Consider the following 23,241-nt stretch of genomic DNA (forward strand, 5'->3'; position numbering starts at 1 on the left):
CGCGATCTCGCGCGTGGGCCCCGACGTCACCGCGAACGGCTCGCCAAGACGGCAGCCAGTACGGTCCCCACCTGACGCAGGGGCTCGGGCCGGGTCATGTCGTTATGCGCGGAGGCGACGGGATGGATGGACAGGTGCCCGGTGAAGTAGGACGCCCACCGCCGGCGGACCTCCTCCTGTGAGAACCCGGTCTCGGTGGCGGGGAAGTGGAGGATGTTGCCGGCGAAGTGTCCCGGCGTGGTGCGCCGGACCATCCGCCAGTTGTCGCGAGTGTTCTGGATGACCCCTCGGATGTGGTCCTCGGTCAGCTCCTTCAGGGCGGGGATCTCCTCCTTGATGATCTTCAGTGTCCCGGGCACGGTGAGCGGATGCTCCGGGGTGTCCACCGGGTGCCCGAGGGCATGCAGGAGCTGAACCATGATGGTGTGGTCGTCGGCCTCCTCGTGCGGAGCCCCGGTGTCCGGCGGGTAGGCGTCCATCACGGCCAGCAGAGCCACCTCCTGCCCGGCTTCCTGGAGCCGTACCGCGACGGCGTGCGCGAGGTTGCCGCCCATGGACCAGCCGAGCAGGTGGTAGGGGCCGCTGGGCTGGACACTCGTGATGTGGTCGACGTACCAGGTGACCAGCGCGTCGAGGTCGGACGGGGCCGTCTGCGCGAGGGTGACCCCCGGAGCCTGCAGTCCGTACACGGGTTGGTCGGCGTCCAGGTGCCGCACCAGACCGATGTAGGACAGGCCGACACCGCTGGCGGGGGGCAGGCAGAACAGCGGCGGCCGGTCTCCGTGCCCGCGCAGCGCCACCACCGGCTGGAAGAGGTCCTCCTCGGTGCCGGCGCCGAGGAGCGACGCCAGGCCTGCCACGGTCGGGTTCTGGAACACGCTCACGAGGGACAGTTGTGTGCCGGTGGCGTTGCGGATCTCACCCAACAGCCGCACGGCGAGCAGGGAGTGCCCACCGAGTTCGAAGAAGTTGTCGTCCATCCCGACCTCAGGAAGGCCGAGGACGTCGGCGAATACCTCGCGGAGCAGGTATTCGTGGGAGGTTCCCGGTTGCCTGCTCGTGGGTGCGGTGGAGTGATCCGGGGCCGGCAGCCCCGCGCGGTCGAGCTTGCCGTTCACCGTCAGCGGCAACCCGTCGACCAGCTGGACGATCGCGGACGGCACCATGTACTCCGGCAACACGGCTGACAGGCCGGCACGGACTTCCGCGATGTCCACACCGCCGCCCGAACTGCTCGCCGGGACGATGTAGCCGGTGAGGCGTTTGTCGCCGGGTTGGTCTTCCCGGACGATGACCGCGGCTTGGCCTACGGCCGGGTGGGTGAGGAGTGCGGTTTCGATTTCGCCGAGTTCGATGCGGAAGCCGCGGATCTTGACCTGGTCGTCGGTGCGGCCGAGGTATTCCAGTTGCCCGTCGGTGGTCCAGCGGGCGAGGTCTCCGGTGCGGTACATGCGTTCGCCCGGTTCGCCGTGGGGGTTGGCGACGAAGCGTTCGGCGGTCAGTGCGGGCCGGTCGAGGTATCCCCGGGCGAGTTGGACTCCGGCGAGGTACAGCTCCCCGGCGACGCCGGGCGGTACCGGTCGCAGTGCGGCGTCCAGCACGAACACGCGCGTGTTCCAGACCGGGCGGCCGATGGGCACGACGCCACCGGTGTCGGCGTCGGGTTCGCAGGCGTGGGCGGTGACGTCGATGGAGGCTTCGGTGGGTCCGTAGAGGTTGTGCAGGGGGACGCCGAAGGAGGCCGTGAACCGGTCGCGGAGTTCGGCGGGCAGGGCTTCGCCGCTGGCCATGACGGCGCGCAGTGATGGCAGGGCCCATTGGGAGGTCTCGGCTGCGGTGACGAAGACCTGCAGCATTGATGGGACGAAGTGGGCGATGGTCACGTGTTCGCGGCGGATGAGGTCGGCGAGGTAGTCGGGGTCGCGGTGTCCGCCGGGGCGGGCCATGACGAGGGTGGCGCCTTCGAGGAGGGGCCAGAAGAACTCCCATACGGACACGTCGAAGCCGAACGGTGTCTTCTGCACCACCCGGTCGTCCGCTGTCAGCCGGTAGGTGTCCTGCATCCACGCGAGCCGGTTCACGACACCCGCGTGGGGGACCGCAACGCCCTTGGGCCGTCCGGTGGAGCCGGAGGTGTAGATCACGTACGCCGGGTGGGCGGGCAGCAGCGCTCCGCCGCGGTCGGTGTCCGACAGGTCGTCGTCGGTCATCCTGGCCAGCTTGGTGATGGTTGTCGGGTCGTCCAGCACCACCCGCGCCACGGTCGCCGGCAGTACGCCTTCGACCTCCCGGGTGGTCACCACCAGCGTCGGCTTGGCGTCCCGCAGCACATAGGCCACCCGCTCGGCCGGGTACTCCGGGTCGATCGGCACGTATGCCGCGCCGGCCTTGACCACGGCGAGCAGGGTGGTGACGAGGTCGGCGGAGCGGTCCATCATGACCGCCACCCGCTGCTCCGGGCCCGCACCACGGGACACCAGCAGACGTGCCAGCCGGTTGGCCCGCGTGTTCAGCTCCGCGTAGGTGAGCTGGAGCCCCTCGAACACCACCGCGGCCGCGTCCGGGGTCCGGGCTGCCTGCGACTGGAACAGCTCGGGAAGCGTCGAGGGAGGAACATCATGGGCGGTGTCGTTCCACTCGACCAGAAGCCGCTCCCGCTCGACGGCTTCGAGCACCTCGACCTGGCCGAGTGCGGTCGACGGTGCCGTCTCCAGCGCCGACACGACGGCGTCGGCCGCCGTGGTCACCATCGAGGCAAGGGCGTGCGGATCGATCGGGGAGACGGTCTGAGCCTTCACGACGAAGCCCTCACCGGTGTCGTCGATGCTGACGGCGACCGGGTAGTTGGTGCGCTCGTGCGCCTGGAGCAGATCGACGCCGTCGAGCCCGGCGCCGGCAGCGGCGGCCTCGCTGTGGCGGTAGTTGAACAGCGAGGTGAACAGCGGGGTCTGGGCGGAAACCCCGCTGGCCTGCTGTGCCACCGCCAACGGAGCGTGCTCGTGCACCAGCAGCTCCGCGAGCTGCCGCTGCATCCCCCGCACCGCCTCCAGCACGCCACCGGCATTCGCGTTCACCCGGACGGGAAGGGTGTTCATGAACAGTCCCGGCACCCGGTCCGCGCCGATTCCGGCGTTCATCCGGCCGAACAGCACGGTGCCGAACACCACGTCGTCACGGCCGGAGGTGGCTGACACGACGCGCGCCCAGGCGACGTGGAACAGCGTCGCCGGGCTGACACCCAGGCGCCGGGCCTGCTCCCGCAGGCGTACCGCGAGGTCCGCGTCCAGCGGCGTCCGCGCCTCGGTCACGTCACGGCCGTCTCCGTGTACGTCCAGCAGGCCGTACGGCGCGGTCGGCTCGCTCACATCGCCGAGCAGAGCCGCGAAGAACGCCTCGTGTTCCCGGGAGGACACTCCCGACCTGGCCTGCCCGACGAACTCCCGGAACGACAGCGGCTCGGGCAGGGTGTCCTGCCGCCCGTCGAGGAAGGCGGCCACCTCACCCATGACCACGTCCAACGCGGTGTGGTCCTGGATCAGGTGATGGACCTGCAGGACCGCCATCCAGCGGCCCCCGCCCGGTTGCCGGGCCACATGGGCGTGCAGCAACGGGCCTCGGGAGAGGTCCATGCGCGGCGGGCATGCCGCGAGGAGCCCGTCCGCCACCTCCGAACTGTCATGGTCCATCTCCGCGGGGAGGTCCACCTCCCGCACGGCAAGCGTTGCCTGGCGCGCCACCACCTGGACCGGTTCGCGCAGCCCCTCCCAGACGAAGGAGGTCCGCAGGATGTCATGCCGGTCGACGACCCGCTGCACCGCGGCGAGGAACGTCTCCACCCGTGCCTGGGAATCGAAGCCCAGCACGATCGGCAGGACGTAGGGGTCCCTGGCCTTCCCGCTCTCCATCAGGGAGTGGAAGAGGATCCCCTCCTGCAACGGGGCCAGCGGGTAGATGTCGGCGATGTTGGCCGCCCCTCCCGGAACGGCGGCGACGATCCGATCGATCTCCTCGCCGGTGAGGTCGACCAGCGTCACCATCTCCGGCGTGATCACCGTGGCATCGGCGGGGATGCCGTTCGGCGTGACGGCCACCTCCCCGGCCGCCTGTTCGACGGCCGTGGCCAGTTGCGCCACCGTCGGGCTGACGAACAGCGAGCGGACATCCACGGCGATGCCCCGCTCCCGCGCCCGCTCCACCAGCGTCACTGCGAGCAAGGAGTGCCCGCCGAGTTCGAAGAAGTTGTCGTCGACGCCGACCGACGGCAGGTTGAGCACTTCGGCGAAGACCGCGCACAGGATTTCCTCCTGGGCGTTCGCCGGCCCCCGCCCGGTGACCCCGGCGCCGTATTCGGGGGCGGGCAGGGCCTTGCGGTCGAGCTTGCGGTTCGCCGTGAGCGGGAGCGTGTCCAGTTCGACGATCGCCGCCGGCACCATGTAGTCCGGCAGCAGGCCGGCGACATGGGCGCGGATCGCCGCTGCGTCCACGTCCGGGGCGGCGGGGACGACGTATCCGACCAGGCGCTTGTCGCCGGGCTGGTCCTCGCGGACGATGACGGCGGCCTGGGCGACGGCGGGGTGGGAGGCCAGGGCGGCTTCGACCTCGCCGAGTTCGATGCGGAAGCCGCGGATCTTGACCTGGTGGTCGGTGCGGCCCAGGTACTCCAGCTGCCCGTCGGCGTTCCACCGGGCCAGATCACCGGTCCGGTACATCCGCTCACCCGGCCCGCCGTAGGGGTTGGCGACGAATCGCTCCGCGGTCAGCGCGGGCCGGTTGACGTATCCCCGGGCCAGCTGCACGCCGGCCAGGTACAACTCGCCGGCGACGCCAGGCGGCACCGGTCGCAGAGCGGAGTCCAGCACGTACGCGCGCATGTTCCACAGGGGTGCGCCGATGGGCGGAACGCCGGACCCGGACAAGGGGGCGCTGGCCAGTGAGGCGACCGTCGCTTCCGTCGGCCCGTAGATGTTCAGCATGAGCCTGCCGCGAGACCACCGCTCGGCGGTCTCCGGCGGGCACACGTCACCGGCGACGACCAGGGTTGTCGCTTCCGGGAGACCGCCCGCGGAGGCGAGCAGCGGCAGCGTCGCAGGGGGCAGGGTCGCGTGTGTGACGCGCTGCCTGGCGACCAGCTGTGCCAAGGGCGCACCGGGCGACATCTCGTCAGCGGAAGCCAGCACCACGGCCGCACCCGCCAGCCATGCCGGCCACATGTCGGCCACCGAGGCGTCGAAGCTGGGCGAGGCGAACTGCAGCAGCCGGCTTTCGGGTCCGATCCGGAGCCGTTCGATGTGGTCGGCGGCGAGGTTCGGTACACCCCGGTGGGTGACCAGGACGCCCTTGGGGGTGCCGGTGGAGCCGGAGGTGTAGATGACGTAGGCGGGGTGGCCGATCAGCAGCGGACCGTGGCGTTCGGCCTCGGTCACGTCGTGGCCGGGGTGGCCCGCCAGGTCTTCCCGCAACTGCGCTTCCTCCAGCGACAGTCGCACCACGCCGGTGGGCGGCAGTTCGTCCTGCTCTGCTTCGCCGGTGATGAGGACTGCCGGTCGGGCGTCGCTGAGCATGTAGGCGATTCGATCCGCGGGATAGCGCGGATCGATCGGCAGGTAGGCAGCTCCTGCCTTGAGTACGGCCAGGATGGCGACGATGAGGTCGATCGACCGTGGCAGTGCCAGAGCGACGATGTCTTCAGGCCGTACGCCGCGGTCGATGAGAAGGCGTGCGAGCCGGTTGGCGCGGGTGTTGAGTTCGGAGTAGGACAGCTCGGTGTCCTCGAACACGACCGCGGTCGCGTCCGGGGTGCGCGCGGCCTGGGCCTGGAACAGCTCGGGAAGGGTTGCGAGGGGAACCTTGCGGGCGGTGTCGTTCCATTCCACCAGGATGCGGTCCCGCTCGGCGGCGTCGAGCACGTCCATGCGGTTGACCGGCACCGACGGATCGGCGGTCACGGTTTCCAGGACCCGGATGAAGCGTTCAGCGATTGCGGCCGCGGTGTGGTGGTCGAACAGGTCGGTGGCGTAGGTGATCACGCCGTGCAGGCCCGCCGGGGTTCCGCTGTCGGTGAGGTGTTCGTTGAGCTGGAGGTCCAGGTCGAACTTGGCGGGTCCGCTGCCGGTGGGTAGGGCCGCGACGGTCAGGCCGGGGAGGTCGAGTTTGGCCTGTCCGGTGTTCTGCAGGGTGAGCATGACCTGGAACAGGGGGTGGCGGGCCATCGACCGGGTCGGTGTGAGCTCTTCCACGAGGCGTTCGAAGGGTACGTCCTGGTGTGCGTAGGCGTTGAGTGCGTGCTCACGAGTGCGTTCGAGGAGTTGCGTGAAGTCGGGGTTCCCTGACAGGTCGGAGCGCAGGACGAGGGTGTTGACGAAGAAGCCGACGAGGTTGTCGAGTGCTTCGTCGGTCCGTCCGGCGATGGGGGTGCCGATGGGGATGTCCTCCCCGGCGCCGAGGCGGTTGAGCAGGACGGTCAGTGCGGCCTGCATCACCATGAACACGGTCACACCGTGTTCCCGGGCCAGTTCCACGACGGCCTGGTGCACTTCGGCGTCGATGTGCAGGTCGACGGTGGCGCCGCGATGGGAGGCCACCGGTGGACGCGGCCGGTCGGCCGGCAGCGCCAGTTCCTCGGGCGCCCCGTCCAGCGCGTGGCGCCAGTAGACCAACTGTTCCGACAGCAGGCTGGCGGAATCGGACGCGTCGCCCAGCAACTGACGCTGCCACAGGCTGTAGTCGGCGTACTGGACCGGGAGCGGTTCCCAGGCCGGCGCCTGGCCGTTGGCGCGGGCGGTGTAGGCGGTCGATACGTCGTGGGCCAGCGGGCCCAGCGACCAGCCGTCTCCGGCGATGTGGTGCATCACCACGACCAGCAGGTGGTCATCGGGACCGGTCCGGAACAGGCGGGCGCGCAGCGGGATCTCGCCGGCCAGGTCGAATCGGTGCTGCGCCGCATCGGCGACCAGACGGGTCAGCTCAGGCCGCGGGACCTGTTCGGCGTCGACGACCGTAAGTAGGTCACCGATCGCGTCGGCATCCAGCGTTCGCTGGTAGGGCTGGCCGTCGACGGTGGTGATCACCGTGCGCAGGACTTCGTGCCGGCGCACGACGTCGTGCAGCGCGGTGTGCAGGGCGTCGGTGTTCAGGGTGCCGGTCAGCCGCAGGGCCATCGGGATGTTGTAGGTGGCCGACGGGCCTTCCAGCTCGCCCAGGAACCACAGTCGTTGCTGGGCGAAGGACAGTGGCACCAGTTCCGGGCGCTGCGCCGGCGCCAGCGGGGGCCGGGAGGCGTTGGAGGTGGTCAGCCGGCCGGCGAGGGCGGCCGGGGTGGGGGTCTCGAACAGCGCCCGGATCGGGATCTCCACCCCGAGTACCGACCGGATGCGGCTGGTCAGGCGGGTCGCGAGCAGGGAGTGCCCGCCGAGGTCGAAGAAGTTGTCGTCGACGCCGGCCGACGGCAGGTCGAGCACTTCGGCGAAGACGGCGCACAGGAGTTCTTCCTGGGCGTTCGCCGGACCTCGGCCGGTGACCCCGGCGGTGTAGTCGGGGGCGGGCAGGGCCTTGCGGTCCAGCTTGCGGTTGACCGTGAGCGGGAGCGCGTCCAGTTCGACGATGGCCGCCGGAAGCATGTAGTCCGGCAGCAGACTGGCGACGTGGGCGCGGAGGGCGGATCCGTCTCTCTGCGGGGTGGAGTCCCCGGTGGGGACGACGTATCCGATCAGGCGCTTGTCGCCGGGCTGGTCCTCGCGGACGATGACGGCGGCCTGGGCGACGGCGGGGTGGGAGGCCAGGGCGGCTTCGACCTCGCCGAGCTCGATGCGGAAGCCACGGATCTTGACCTGGTCGTCGGTACGGCCCAGGTACTCCAGTTGACCCTCGGTGGTCCAGCGGGCCAGGTCACCGGTCCGGTACATGCGCTCACCCGGCCCGCCGTAGGGGTTGGCGACGAAGCGCTCCGCGGTGAGGCCGGGCCGGTCGAGGTATCCCCGGGCCAGGCCGGCTCCGGAGATGTACAGCTCCCCGGCCACCCCGATCGGCATCGGCCGAAGCGCGGCGTCCAGCACGAACACCCGGGTGTCAGCGATCGGCTCCCCGATGTACGGGATCGCGCTGTCCGCGGTCAGCACCCCCATCGTCGTGCAGACCGTCGACTCCGTCGGGCCGTAGGCGTTGACCAGACGACGCCCTGCCGCCCAGCGGCCGACCAGATCCGGCCGCAGCGACTCGCCGGCGGTCACCAACGTCGTCACCGTGGGCAGGCTGTCCGCCGCGAGCTCGGCCAGCACGACAGGCGGCAGCGTCACATGAGTCACCGCGCCGGTGGTGATCAAGCGGGCCAGCGCCGGGCCGCCCGCCAATTCTTCCTGAGCCGCCAGGACAAGGCGGGCCCCACTGCCCAACGTCACCGCGATCTCGGCCATCGCGGCGTCGAAGCTGGGTGAGGCGAACTGCAGGACGCGGCTCGCAGGCGTGATCGCGAACGTGTCGGCCTGTGCGGTGGCCAGGCTCGCCAGGCCGTGGTGGGTGACGGTGACGCCCTTGGGGCGGCCGGTGGAGCCGGAGGTGTAGATGATGTAGGCCGGGTGGGCGATTCGCAGGGGACCGTGTCGCTCGGTGTCCGTCAGGTCGTGGTCGGGGAGGGCCGACAGGGCCTGTCGCAGCTGGGGGCCGTCCAGGGACAGCTGTGTGACGTCGGCCGCGCTCAGCTTTTGCTGCGTTGCTGCGCTGGTGATGAGGAGTGTGGGCCGGGCGTCGGTGAGCTGGTAGGCGATGCGGTCGGTGGGGTAGGCGGGGTCGATCGGCAGGTAGGCGCCGCCGGCCTTGGTCACGGCCAGGATGGTGACGATGAGGTCGATGGACCGGGGCAGGGCCAGGGCGACCAGTTGCTCGGGTCCGACGCCGTGCTCGACCAGGTGGCGGGCGAGGCGGTTGGCGCGGGCGTTGAGGTCGGCGTAGGAGAGCTCGGTGTCGCCGAACACCACCGCGGTCGCGTCCGGGGTGCGGGCGGCCTGGGCCTGGAACAGCTCGGGCAGCGTCATCGCCGGCACGTCCCGCGCCGTGTCGTTCCACTCCACCAGGACACGCCGCCGCTCATCGGCACCCAGCACCTCGAGGCGGCCCACCGGAAGGTCTGGGTCGGCCGTCACCGCGTTCAGCACCTCGACAAGCCGGTCGACGAGCATGTCGACGGTCGCCCGGTCGAACAGATCGGCGGCGAACGTGACGATTCCGTTCACACCGGCGGCACCGCCCTCGGCGTCGAATTCCTCTCCCAGGATGAAGGACAGGTCGAAGACCGGGTTGTCGCCGACGTCGAGTCTCTCGATGTCCAGTCCGGGCAGATCGAGCGTGGCAGGCGCGACGTTCTGCAGCACGAGCATGGTCTGGAACAGGGGGTGGCGCGCCGTGGACCGGGCGGGGGCGAGGTCTTCCACCAGTCGTTCGAACGGCAGGTCCTGGTGGGCGAGGGCGCCCAGGCTCTCGTCGCGGACGCGGTGGAGTATGTCGCGGAAGGTGGGGTCGCCGGACAGGTCGGTGCGGATGACGAGGGTGTTGATGAAGAAGCCGACGAGCTGGTCGAGGTTTTCGTCGGTGCGTCCGGCGATGGGGGTGCCGATGGGGATGTCGGTGCCCGCACCGAGGCGGGAGAACAATGTCGCCAGTGCGGCGTTGAGCACCATGAACATGGTGACGCCTTCGGCGCGGGTCAGTGCGGTCAGCCGCTGGTGCAGGCCGGCGTCGATGTGCAGGCCGTAGGTGCCGCCTCGGTGGGTGGCCGTCCGGGGCCGGGGGCGGTCGGTGGGCAGGGCGAGTTCCTCCGGCAGCCCGGCCAGCCTTTCCCGCCAGTAGGCGAGCTGGGTGTTGTGCAGGCTTGCGGGGTCGTCCGGGGCGCCGAGGAGGTCACGCTGCCAGAGGGTGTAGTCGGCGTACTGGACCGGCAGCGGTTCCCAGACGGGAGGCCGGCCGTTGGTCCGGGCCGTGTAGGCGGCCGACACGTCCCTCGCCAGGGGGACCAACGACCATGCGTCGGCGGCGATGTGGTGCACCACGATCACCAGCACGTGCTCCCGCGCGCCCAGCCTGAAGATCCAGGCTCGCAGCGGGATGTCGGTGCGGAGCTCGAACGCGGAGCGCGAGACCCGCGCCATCTCCTCCCGCACGTCCGCCTCGGCGACGTCGATGAGCGGCACGTCGAAGGACACGGACTCCGACGGGAGAACCGACTGCTGCGGCGCGCCGTCGGGGGCCGGGAAGACGGTCCGCAGCACTTCATGCCGTACGAGGACATCGCGCAGGGCGGCGCGTGTCGCCTCGATGTCCAGGTCGCCCGTCAGGCGCAGGGCCACCGGGATGTTGTAGTTGGCGTTCCCGCCTTCCAGTTCACGCACCAGCCACAGCCGCGTCTGGGCGAAGGACGGCGGCAGGACGTCCGGCCGCGGCCTGGGCGTGACCTGGGGCCGTGTCTCGTCCATGTCCCCCAGCCGGGCCGCGAGTCCGGCGACCGTGGGGCTTTCGAACAGGGCCCGGATGGGGACCTCCGCCCCGAGCACCGTGCGGATGCGGCTGACCAGCCGTACGGCGAGCAGCGAGTGGCCGCCGAGGTCGAAGAAGTTGTCGTCCACTCCGATGTGCGGCAGACCGAGGATGCTCGCGAACACCTGGCACAGGAGTTCTTCCTGGAGGGTCCGCGGTTCGCGGCTCCCCCCGGTCGTCTCGTACGCGGGTGCGGGGAGCGCGCGGCGGTCGAGCTTTCCGTTTGCGGTGAGCGGGAGCGCGTCCAGGACCACCACGGCCGACGGCACCATGTAGTCGGGCAGCAGACCGGCGACGTGGGCGCGGACGGCGGCGCCGTCCACGTCCGTTCCCCCGACGACGTAGCCGACGAGGCGCTTGTCTCCGGGACTGTCCTCGCGGACGAGCAGGGCGGCCTGCGTGACCGCGGGGTGGGAGGTGAGGGCGGCCTCGATCTCGCCGGGTTCGATGCGGAAGCCGCGGATCTTGACCTGGTCGTCGGCCCGGCCGAGGTATTCGAGCAGGCCGTCGCCGGTCCAGCGGGCCAGGTCGCCGGTGCGGTACATCCGCTCACCCGGCCCGCCGTAGGGGTTGGCGACGAAGCGCTCGGCGGTCAGGGCGGGACGGTGGAGGTATCCGCGGGCGAGCTGGGCGCCGGCGACGTACAGCTCGCCGGGGGTGCCGGGGGGAACCGGCCGCAGGGCCGCGTCGAGTACGTAGGTCCGGGTGTTCCACATCGGGCGGCCGATGGGCGTGATCCCCTGGCCGGTATCGCCGGTACCGCCGTTGAAGTTCACGGGGTGGTCGGTGCAGCCGACGGTGGTCTCGGTCGGGCCGTAGTGGTTGACGACGGGCACGTCCGGGTGGTCGCGGTGCCACTGCTGGAGTTGCGCCGTGCGCAGGGCTTCTCCGCCGAGCATGAGCCGGCCGGTGGGCGCCCAGTTGCCGGGGAGCGTCTGGAGGAACGCCAGGTGGCTGGGTGTGGCCTTGAGGAACGTGATCTCGTGGCCGGCGAGGGTGGCGGGGAGGGTTTCGTCCCAGGGGGCGATGTGGAGGCGCCCGCCGCTGGTGAGCGCGCCGTACAGGGCCGTGACGCCGAGGTCGAAGGCTATGGACGCGTGGAGCAGGGTGCTTCCGCTGAGGTCGGGATAGGCGTCCCAGGTGCGGGCGATGTAGTTGACCACGCCCTGGTGGGTGACGGCCACGCCCTTCGGCCGCCCGGTGGAGCCGGAGGTGTAGATGACGTACGCCGGGTGCGCGGGCAGCAACAGGCCCTGCCGCTCGGCCTCGTCGAGGTCGCCCGCGGGCAGGCCGTCGAGGACGCGTGCCGTGTGCGGGTCGTCGAGGACGAGCCGGGGGACGTCCCCCTCCGGGTCGACGGCTTCCGTGGTGACCAGGAGCGCAGGCCGTGCGTCGGTGAGCAGGTGGGCGATCCGGTCGGCGGGGTGGTCGGGGTCGATGGGGAGGTAGGCGGCGCCTGTCTTGAGTACGGCCAGCAGGGCGACGATGAGGTCGGTCGAGCGGGGGAGCGCCAGGGCGATGAGGTGTTCGGGGCCGGCGCCGTGTGTGACCAGGAGGCGGGCGAGCTGGTTGGCGCGCGCGTTGAGGTCGGTGTAGGACACCTGGCGGTCTTCGAACACGATGGCGGTGGCGTCCGGCGTGCGGGCCACCTGCGCCTGGAAGAGCTCCGGAAGCGTCGACGCCGGCACCTCGTGTGCCGTGTCGTTCCACTCCACGAGGACCTGGTGGCGTTCGGCCGGGCTGAGCAGGTCGATGCCGGTGACGGGCCGGGCGGCGTCGGCGGCCACGGCGTCGAGGAGCCGGACGAGCCGTTCGGCGAGGGTGACGACCGTGGTGTGCTCGAACAGATCGGACGCGTAGGTGATGACGCCGGTCAGGCCGCTCGGCCGGCCGTGGGCAGCGAAGGTCTCCTGGAGCTGGATGTCGAGGTCGAACTTGGCCGGCTGCTCGCCGGTCGGCAGCAGGGCGGTGGCAAGCCCCGGCAGGTCGAGGACGGGCGATGTCGTGTTCTGCAGGCCCAGCATGACCTGGAACAGCGGATGGCGGGCCATGGACCGTGCGGGGGCGAGGTCTTCCACCAGCCGTTCGAACGGTACGTCCTGGCGAGCGAGGGCGTCCAGGTTCCGCTCGCGGACGCGGCGCAGCATCTCCTGGAAGGACGGTTCACCCGAGACGTCGGTACGGATGACCAGGGTGTTCACGAAGAACCCGACGAGCTCGTCCAGACTCTCGTCGGTGCGGCCGGCCACCGACGTGCCGATGGGGATGTCGGTTCCCGAGCCGAGGCGGGACAGCAGTGTCGCCACCGCCGCGTTGAGCACCATGAACATGGTGACGCCCTCGGCGCGGGCCAGGGCGCTGAGCCGCTGGTGCAGGTCGGCGTCGATGTGCAGGCGCGCGGTGCCGCCGCGGTGGGTGGCCACGGGGGGCCGGGGGCGGTCGCCGGGCAGGGCGAGCTCCTCCGGCAGATCAGCGAGGGCTTCACGCCAGTGGGCCAGCTGCGCGTTGTGCAGGCTTCCGGGGTCGGCGGGGTCTCCCAGGAGGTGGCGCTGCCAGAGGGAGTAGTCGGCGTACTGGACCGGGAGCGGTTCCCAGGCGGGGGATTGGCCGCCCGACCGGGCGGCGTACGCGATGGAGATGTCCCGCGCCAGGGGGGTGAGCGACCAGCCGTCGCCGGCGACGTGGTGGAGGACCAGGACCAGGACGTGGTCCTGCGGCGCCACCGCGAACAGCCCTGCCCGCAGCGGGATTTCGCGTGCGAGGTCGAAGGGGCGGTGGGACTCGTCGGCCACCGCCTGCTCGAGCTCGCCTTCCGGCATCTCGGTCACGGGCAGCCGGAGGTCGATAGCATCGGGGCTGAGGATGTGCTGCTCCGGCGTGCCGTCGACGCTCGCGAAGACGGTGCGGAGGGCTTCGTGCCGCGTGATGACGTCGGTGAGGGCGGCCCGGAGGGCGTCGTGGTCGAGGTCTCCGCTGAGGCGGAGGGCGATGGGGATGTTGTAGAGCCCGGAGGGTCCTTCGAGTTCGCCGAGGAACCACAGGCGTTGCTGGGCGAAGGACAGCGGCACCGTCGCGGGGCGCGGCCCGGAGGTCAGCCTCTGGCGTGCCGTCCCGGAATCCGTCACGCGCTGGGCGAGTCCGGCCACGGTGGGGGATTCGAACAGGGCCCGGATAGGGAGCTCGGCCCCGAGGCTGGCGCGGATGCGGCTGACCAGGCGGGTGGCCAGCAGGGAGTGGCCGCCGAGGTCGAAGAAGTTGTCGTCGACCCCGACGTGCGGGAGGCCGAGGACGTCGGCGAACGCCTGGCTGAGGAGGTGTTCCTGGAGGGTCCGTGGTTCCCGGCCCGGGCTGGTGGCGGTGTGGTCGGGGACGGGCAGGGCCTTGCGGTCCAGCTTGCCGTTCACCGTGAGCGGGAGCGCGTCCAGGACCACCACGGCCGAGGGCACCATGTAGTCGGGCAGCAGCCGGGACACGTACTCCCGGACCGCCCCGCCGTCCGGGCCGTCGGTGTCCGGGACGACGTAGCCGACGAGGCGCTTGTCCCCGGGGTGGTCCTCGCGGACGACCACGGCGGCCTGGGCGACGGCAGGGTGGGAGGTCAGGGCTGTTTCGACCTCGCCGGGTTCGATGCGGAAGCCGCGGATCTTGACCTGGTGGTCGGTGCGCGCGAGGTATTCCAGTTGCCCGTCAGCGTTCCAGCGGACCAGGTCCCCGGTGCGGTACATGCGCTCGCCCGCCCCGTCGAAGGGACTGGCGACGAACCGCTCCGCGGTCAGCGCGGGCCGGTCGACGTAGCCATGGGCCAGCCCGGCCCCGGACACGTACAACTCCCCGGCCACCCCCGGCGGCACCGGCCGCAGCGCGGCGTCCAGGACGTACAGCCGGTTGCCGGAGACCGGTCCGCCGATCGGCACGGAACCGCCCTCGACCCGCTCCACCGGCTGCCAGGTCGCGAACGTCGTCGTCTCCGTCGGCCCGTACACGTGCAGCAGGTGCTTCGGCGCGCCGAGCTCCAGGACCCGCCGAACGCTCAGAGGGTCGACGGCCTCGCCGCCGAACAGCAGGTACCGCAGGCGTCCGAGCCCGCCTGGCGACTCCGCCGCCAGACGGTTGAACAGCGCGGTGGTGACGAACATCGTCGTGATCCCGCTGCGCTCGATCTGCGCCATGAGCCGTTCGGGCGACAGCAGCACATCGCGGTCGACGCCCACCAGCTTCGCACCGTTGGTCAGCGCACCCCAGATCTCGAACGTGGCCGCGTCGAACGACACCGAGGACGCCTGAGCGACGACATCATCCGTGCCGAGCGTGACGTAGTTCGCCTGCCGTACGAGGCGGACGACCGCCTGCTGGGGCACGACCACGCCCTTGGGACGCCCCGTCGACCCGGAGGTGTAGATCACGTATGCCGGGTGGCCGGCCAGCAGGCTCCCTCCCCGGTCCGCGTCCGGCAGGTCCTCCCCTCGCAGATCCGCGAGCCTGGCTGCCGTGGCGGGATCGTCCACCACCACGCGCTCCGCGGGGATGTCCGCACGGACATGGGCCTGCTGCGTGACCAGCAGAACCGGCCGGGCGTCCGCCAGCATGAAGGCGATCCGGTCAGCGGGATAAGCCGGGTCGATCGGCACGTACGCCGCCCCCGCCTTGACCGCCGCCAGCAGCGCGACCACCACATCGGCCGAGCGGTCCATCATCACCGCCACCCGGTCCTGCGGCCGCACGCCGCGGGACACCAGGAGTCGCGCCAGACGGTTCGCCCGCGCGTTCAGCTCCGCGTAGGACAACGCGACGCCGCCGAACTCGACCGCCGTGGCGTGCTGCCTGCGGGCCGCCTGGGCCTCGAACAACTCCGCCAGGGTGGCCCGCGGTACCTCACGGCCGGTGTCGTTCCAGTCGACCAGCACCTGCCGGCGTTCGACGTCACCGAGGAGGTCGATGCCGGTGACCGGAAGCGCGGGGTCCGTGGTGACGGCGTCGAGTACGCGCAGGAGCCGCTGGACGAGGGTGTCCACGGTGGAGCGGTCGTACAGGTCGGCCGCATAGGTGATGGTGCCGGTCAGGCCCGTGGGCCGGCCGTCGGTGTGGTTCTCGCGGAGCTGGAGGTCGAGGTCGAACTTGGCGGGCTGGTCCCCGTTGGGCAGGAGGCGGCCGTCCAGGCCGGGCAGGTCGAGTGCCGGGTCGGCGGTGTTCTGCAGGGCGAGCATGACCTGGAACAGGGGGTGGCGGGCCATGGACCGTGCGGGGGCGAGGTCTTCCACCAGCCGTTCGAACGGCACGTCCTGGTGGGCGAGGGCGCCCAGGCTCTGCTCGCGGACCCGCCGCAGCACTTCCCGGAACGAGGGGGCGCCCGATACGTCGGTGCGGATCACCAGGGTGTTGACGAAGAACCCGACGAGGTGGTTCAGACCTTCGTCGGTCCGTCCGGCGACGGGGGTGCCGATGGCAATGTCGGTGCCCGCGCCGAGGCGGGAGAACAGTGTCGCCAGTGCCGCGTTGAGCAGCATGAACATGGTGACGCCTTCGGCACGGGCCAGCGCGTTGAGCCGCTGGTGCATGTCGGCGTCGATGTGCAGGCGCGCGGTGCCGCCACGGTGGGACGCCACCGGCGGCCGGGGGCGGTCGCCGGGCAGGGCGAGCTCCTCCGGCAGGCCGGCGAGGGTCTCACGCCAGTAGGCCAGCTGCGTGCCGTGCAGGCTTGCGGGGTCGCCTTCGTCCCCGAGGAGCTCACGCTGCCAGAGCGTGTAGTCGGCGTACTGGACCGGGAGGGCTTCCCAGGCCGGGATCCGGTGGTCGACCCGGGCCGCGTACGCGGTGGAGATGTCCCGCGCCAGTGGACCGATCGACCACCCGTCACCGGCGATGTGGTGGAGGACGACAACCAGGACGTGGTCCTGCGGCGTCACCGCGAACAGCCGTGCCCGCAGCGGGATCTCGCGGCTGAGGTCGAAGGCGCGTGCGGCTCCTTCCCTGACGGCCCGGGCGACTTCGCCTTCGGGTATGTCGATCACGGGCAGCTGGAGGTCGATCGCGTCCGGGCCGAGGATGCGCTGGCTGGGCGAGCCGTCGACGCTCGGGAAGACGGTGCGGAGGACTTCGTGCCGGGTGATGACGTCGTGGATGGCGGTGCGAAGGGCCTCGGGGTGGAGGTCGCCGGTGAGCCGGAGGGCGATGGGAATGTTGTACAGCCCGGAGTGTTCTGCGAGTTCACCGAGGAACCACAGCCGTTGCTGGGCGAAGGACAGGGGGACGACCTCGGGGCGCGACCCGGTGGTCAGCCTCCGGCGCGCCGTCCCGGCATCGGTCAGGCGGTCGGCGAGTCCGGCGACGGTGGGGGTTTCGAACAGGGCCCGGATCGGGAGTTCCACGCCGAGGGTGGTGCGGATGCGGCTGACCAGACGCGTCGCGAGCAGGGAGTGGCCGCCGAGGTCGAAGAAGTTGTCGTCCACCGCGACGTGCGGGAGACCGAGGACGTCGGCGAACACCTGGCACAGGAGCTGTTCCTGCGGGGTTCGCGGCTCCCGGCACTCTTCGGTTGTCGCGTACGCGGGCGCGGGAAAGGCGTTGCGGTCGAGCTTGCCGTTCACGCTCAGCGGGAGCGCGTCCAGGACCACCACGGCCGAGGGCACCATGTGGTCGGGCAGCACGCCGGCGACATGGGCGCGGAGCGCGGCGGCGTCCACGTCCGGGGTGGTGGGGACGACGTAGCCGACAAGGCGCTTGTCGCCGGGCTGGTCCTCGCGGACGATGACGGCGGCCTGGCCCACGGCCGGGTGGGAGGCCAGGGCCGCTTCCACCTCGCCAGGTTCGATGCGGAAGCCGCGGATCTTGACCTGGTGGTCGGTACGGCCCAGGTACTCCAGTTGACCCTCGGCGGTCCAGCGGGCCAGGTCACCCGTCCGGTACATGCGCTCGCCCGGTCCGCCGTAGGGGTTGGCGACGAACCGCTCCGCGGTCAGGCCTGGGCGGTTCAGGTAGCCGCGGGCGAGGCCGGGTCCGGTGATGTACAGCTCGCCGGGGACGCCGGGGGCGACGGGTCGCAGCGCGGTGTTCAGCACGTAGAGGCGGGTGTTGGCGATGGGCGTGCCGATGTGGACGTCAGTGGGAGGGGTGAGCCGGCCGGTGGTGGCGCAGACGGTGGTTTCGGTCGGTCCGTAGGCGTTGATCAGGGCGCGGCCGGCCGCCCAGGGGGTGACCAGGTGGGCGGGGAGGGCTTCGCCCGCGGTGATGAGGGTGGTGAGGCGGGGGAGCTCGCGGGGGTCGAGATCGGGGAGGACGGCGGGGGGAAGGGTGGCGTGGGTGACGTTCTGGTCGGTGACGAGGCGGGTCAGCGCCGGGCCGGGGAGCAGGTCGTCGCGGGTGGCGGCGATGAGGGTGGCACCGGTGCACAAGGTGACGGCGATCTCGGAGACGGCGGCGTCGAAGCTGGGTGAGGCGAACTGCAGGACGCGGCTCGCGGCTGTGATTGCGAACGTGTCGGCCTGTGCGGTGACCAGGCTCGCCAGGCCGTGGTGGGTGACGGTGACGCCCTTGGGGCGGCCGGTGGAGCCGGAGGTGTAGATGATGTAGGCCGGGTGGGCGGTGCGCAGGGGACCGTGTCGCTCGGTGTCCGTCAGGTCGTGGTCGGGGAGGGCCGACAGGGCCTGTCGCAGCTGGGGGTCGTCCAGGGACAGCTGTGTGACGTCGGCCGCGCTCAGCTTTTGCAGCGTTGCTGCGCTGGTGATGAGGAGTGTGGGCCGGGCGTCGGTGAGCTGGTAGGCGATGCGGTCGGTGGGGTAGGCGGGGTCGATCGGCAGGTAGGCGCCGCCGGCCTTGGTGACGGCCAGGATGGTGATGATGAGGTCGATGGACCGGGGCAGGGCCAGGGCGACCAGTTGCTCGGGTCCGACGCCGTGCTCGACCAGGTGGCGGGCGAGGCGGTTGGCGCGGGCGTTGAGGTCGGCGTAGGTGAGTTCGGTGTCGCCGAGCACCACCGCGGTCGCGTCCGGGGTGCGGGCGGCCTGGGCCTGGAACAGCTCGGGCAGCGTCCTCGCCGGCACGTCCCGCGCCGTGTCGTTCCACTCCACCAGGACACGCCGGCGCTCATCGGCACCCAGCACCTCGATGTCGCCGAGCGGCACATCCGGAGCCGATTCCAGCGCGGCGACCACCCCCTCGCCGACGGTCTCCATCATGGCGCACAGGACGTCGGGCGACCCGGGTGCGACGACCTGAGCCGTGAGGACGAACCCGTCGCCCGTGTCGTCGACGATCATTCCGACGGGGTAGTTCGTCCGCTCCTGCATGAACAGCACGTCCACGCCCGGAAGCCCGTCACGTGCCTGCTCGGAATCCGCCCTGCTGTGGCGGTAGTTCAGGAGCGACGTGAACAGCGGGGCGTCCCCGCGCATCCCGCTCGCCCGCTGTGCCAGCGCGAGCGGTGCGTGTTCGTGCAGCAGCAATTCGGCCAACTGGGCCTGTACGGCGCCGACGACGTCGCGCGTGGTGGTGCCGCCGGTGCTGACGCGGACCGGGAGGGTGTTGATGAACAGACCCACGACCCGTTCGGCGCCCGCGCCCATCCGGCCGAACAGGATCGTCCCGAAGACCACGTCGTCGCGGCCCGAGGTCGCGGCCAGCACGCGGGCCCACATAACGTGGAACAACGTCGCCGGGCTGACGCCGAGGCGCCGTGCCTGCTCACGGAGTCTCTCCGAGAGTCGCGGATCCATACGGGCGGTGGACTCGGTGGCCCCCGTACCGTCTCCCCGGACGTCCACCAGCCCGAACGGGGCGGTCGGCTCGGTGACGTCACCCAGCAGGCGACCGAAGTACGTCTCGTGTTCCTGCCGGGACACCTGGCCTCGTGCCTGGGCGACGACGTCGCGGTAGGGAGACGGTGCGGGCAGCTCGTCGTCGCGTCCGTCGATGAACGCCTGCACCTCGCCCAGGATGACGTCCAGCGCGGTGTGGTCCTGGATCAGATGGTGGACCTGCACCAGTGCGAGCCATTGTCCGCTGCCCGGCTGCGCGGCCACGTGCATACGGATCAGCGGAGCACTGCCGACGGTCATGGACCGGGGGCACACCGCCAGCAGCCGGGCGACCAGTTCGCGGTCGTCGGCCGAAACGTCGGCGTCGCCGGTGAGCACGACTTCCCGCACCGGCAGCACGGCGCGCCGGAGCACCATCTGCACCGGCTCGGGCAGCCCTTCCCAGAGCACAGCGGTCCTCAGGTTGTCGTGCCGGTCCACCACCTTCTGCAAGGCGGCCACGAACGCGTCGAGTCTGTCGCGGGAATCGAAGCGGAGAACGGTGGGGAGGACGTACACGTCCTCATCCGTGGTCCCGCCGCCCATGAGGTGGTGGAAGAGGATGCCCTCCTGCAGCGGGGCGAGCGGGTACACGTCCGCCACGTTCGCGGCGCCGCCGGGGATGCGGGCGGTGATCTCCGCGATGTGCCCGGTGTCCAGGTCGACCAGGGGAAGCATGTCCGGCGTGATCACCTGCGAACCGACCGGGATGCGGTTCGCGGGGACCTGCACCTCGGCCCGACCGGTGGTCGCCGCGAGACCGGCCACGGTGGGTGTGGTGAACAGGGACCGCACGTCGACCGACAGGCCACGGGCGCGCAGCCGTTCCACCAGCGTCACGGCCAGCAGCGAGTGCCCGCCGAGGTCGAAGAAGTTGTCGTCCACCCCGACGTGCGGCCGGCCGAGGATCTCGGCGAAGGCCTCGCACAGGATCTCCTCGCGGGGGGTGCGCGGCCCCCGGCCGGCGTGCCCCGTGCCGTAGTCGGGCGCGGGCAGGGCGGCCCGGTCGAGCTTGCCGTTCACCGTGACGGGGAGGGCGTCCAGGACCACCACGGCCGAGGGCACCATGTAGTCGGGCAGCAGGCCGGCGACGTGGGTGCGGACGTCGGTGCCGTCGATGTCGCTCTTGGGGACGACGTAGCCGATGAGGCGTTTGTCGCCGGGGTGGTCCTCGCGGACGATGACGGCGGCCTGGGCAACGGACGGGTGGGAGGCCAGCGCGGCTTCGACCTCGCCGAGCTCGATGCGGAAGCCGCGGATCTTGACCTGGTCGTCGGTGCGCCCGAGGTATTCCAGCTGACCGTCGGTGGTCCAGCGGACGAGGTCGCCGGTGCGGTACATGCGTTCGCCGGGCCCGCCGTGGGGGTTGGCGACGAAGCGCTCGGCGGTCAGACCGGGGCGCTTGAGGTAGCCGCGGGCGAGCTGGGCGCCGGCGAGGTAGAGCTCGCCGGGGACGCCGGGGGGAACGGGTCGCAAGGAGGCGTCGAGGACGTAGGTGCGGGTGTTCCACACCGGTCGGCCGATGGGGACGGTCGGGCCGTCAGCTGCGAGATGCGAGGCGTGGGTGACGTCGATGGAGGCTTCGGTGGGGCCGTAGAGGTTGTGCAGGGGAGCGTTCAGCGTGCGCAGGAACTGGTCGCGGAGCTCGGGGGTGAGGGCTTCGCCGCTGCAGAGGACGGCGCGCAGGGTGGTGCAGCGGGAGGCCGAGGGCTCGGTGAGGAAGGCCTTCAGCATGGAGGGGACGAAGTGGCTGACGGTGACGTGCCGGGTCCGGATGAGGTCGGCCAGGTAGCCGGGGTCGCGGTGTCCGGCGGGGCGGGCCACCACCAGGACGGCGCCCTGGAGGAGGGGCCAGAAGAACTCCCAGACCGACACGTCGAATCCGAACGGGGTCTTCTGCAGCAACCGGTCCGAGGCTCCGATCGGGTACTGGTGCTGCATCCATTCCAGTCGGTTGACCACCCCCTGGTGCGGTACGGCGACACCCTTGGGCCGTCCGGTCGAGCCGGACGTGTAGATGACGTACGCCGGGTGCGCGGGCAGCAGCACACCATGGCGGTCACTGTCGTCCAGGTCGGTCGGGGACAGGCCGTCGAGGGTGAGCGTCGTGTCCGGGTCGTCGAGGACGAGGTGCCGCACCTCCTCACCGGCGGGGAGACGGGGGAGGAGAGCGCCGGTGGTGACGACGACGGCGGGCCGGGCGTCGGAGAGCAGGTGGGCGATGCGGTCGGCGGGGTGGTCGGGGTCGATGGGGACGTAGGCGCCGCCGGCTTTCACCACCGCCAGGAGGGTGACGACCAGATCGGCGGAGCGTTCGAGATGCACCCCGACGAGGGTCTCCGGGCCGACGCCGTGGCCGGCCATGTGGCGGGCGAGACGGTTGGCGCGGGCGTTGAGCTCGGAGTAGGACACCTCGAAGTCCTCGAACATCACCGCCGCCGCGTCGGGGGTGCGAACCACCTGTGCCTGGAACAGCTCGGGCAGCGTCGCCGCCGGGACGTCGTGCGCGGTGTCGTTCCACCCGACCACGACCTGCCGGCGTTCGGCCGGGCTGAGCAGGTCGATGTCGTCGACGGGCTGTGCCGGGTCGGCGGTCACCGCGTCCAGTACCCGCACGAAGCGCTCGATCAGTGTCCGCACGGTGCCGTGGTCGAACAGGTCCGCCGCGTAGCCGATGCCACCCACGAGACCGGCCGGGACGCCGCCGGGACCGAAGGTCTCCCGGACGGAGACGGCGAGGTCGGCCCGGGCCGGCGCCTCCCTGCTCGCCAGCACGGTCACGTCCAGGCCGGGCAGCGCGAGGGCCGGTTCGACGTTGTCCTGCAACGCCAGCATGACCTGGAACAACGGCTGACGGGCCAGCGACCGGGCGGGCGCGAGATCCTCCACCAGCCGCTCGAAGGGCAGTTCCTGATGGGTCAGCGCGTCCAGATTCCGTTCGTGCACCCGGGCCAGCACATCACGGAAGGACGGGCGTCCCGACAGGTCGCCGCGGATCACCAGGGTGTTCACGAAGAAGCCGACGAGCTCGTTGAGAGCGACCTCGGTACGCCCGGCCACCGGAGTCCCGATGGGGATGTCGGTGCCGGCGCCGAGACGGGAGAGGGTGGTGGCGAGAGCGGCATGGAGCACCGCGAACATGGTGACGCCCTCGGCCCGGGCAAGGGCGGCGAGCCGCCGATGCAGGTCGGCGGGGATGTCGAGGTCCGCGCTGCCGTTGCGGTGGCTCGGCACGGACGAGCGCGGACGGTCGAACGGCAGGGGCAGTTCCTCCGGCAGGTCGGCCAGCGCCTGCCGCCAGTACGACAGTTCCTGATGGAGGAAGCTCGCCGGGTCGTCCTCGCCCCCGAGGAGTTCACGCTGCCAGAGGGCGTAGTCGGCGTACTGGATCGGGAGCGGATCCCAGGTGGGGGCGTGACCGTTGCACCGGGCGGTGTAGGCGGTGGAGACGTCCCGCGCCAAAGGCGCCAGGGACCAGCCGTCACTCGCGATGTGATGGGCCACCAGGACCAGCACGTGGTCGCGTGGTGCCACCGCGAGAAGACATGCCCGCAAGGGGATCTCGCGGGAGAGGTCGAACGGACGGGCGGATTCCTCGGCCACCACCCGCGCGATGTCGTCTTCCGCCACCTCGATCACCGGTAGCCGCAGGCTGGTGTCGTCCGGGGAGAGGATCCGCTGCTCGGGGACGCCGTCATCCGTCGCGATCAGCGTACGCAGCGCCTCGTGCCGCTCGGTCAGGTCCGCCAGTGCCGTGTGCAGGGCCTCCCGGTTCAGGTCACCGGTGAGCCGCAGAGTGATCGGGATGTTGTACATCCCGTTGGGTCCCTGCAGTTCACCGAGGAACCACAACCGCTGCTGGGCAAAGGACAGAGGAATCATCGGAGTGCTCTCTACGACAAATGACGGACTGAACAGGTAAGGGTGCGCA

General features: G+C 71.1%; 1 protein-coding gene. It reads right to left on the reverse strand.

What is annotated here, in order from left to right:
- Positions 1-26: 26 nt before the first annotated feature.
- Complete coding sequence (locus tag AC1VWI_RS42425; protein ID WP_499516400.1) at positions 27-23,192, reverse strand: non-ribosomal peptide synthase/polyketide synthase; 23,166 nt, start codon at positions 23,190-23,192, stop codon at positions 27-29.
- Between the last annotated feature and the right edge of the window lie 49 nt (positions 23,193-23,241).

It is taken from the genome of Streptomyces sp. TOM-9 (assembly GCF_056858595.1).

Coding starts and splice junctions, on each gene's coding strand:
- AC1VWI_RS42425 (WP_499516400.1), bottom strand. CDS start 23,192: ATGATTCCTCTGTCCTTTGCCCAGCAGCGGTTGTGGTTCCTCGGTGAA.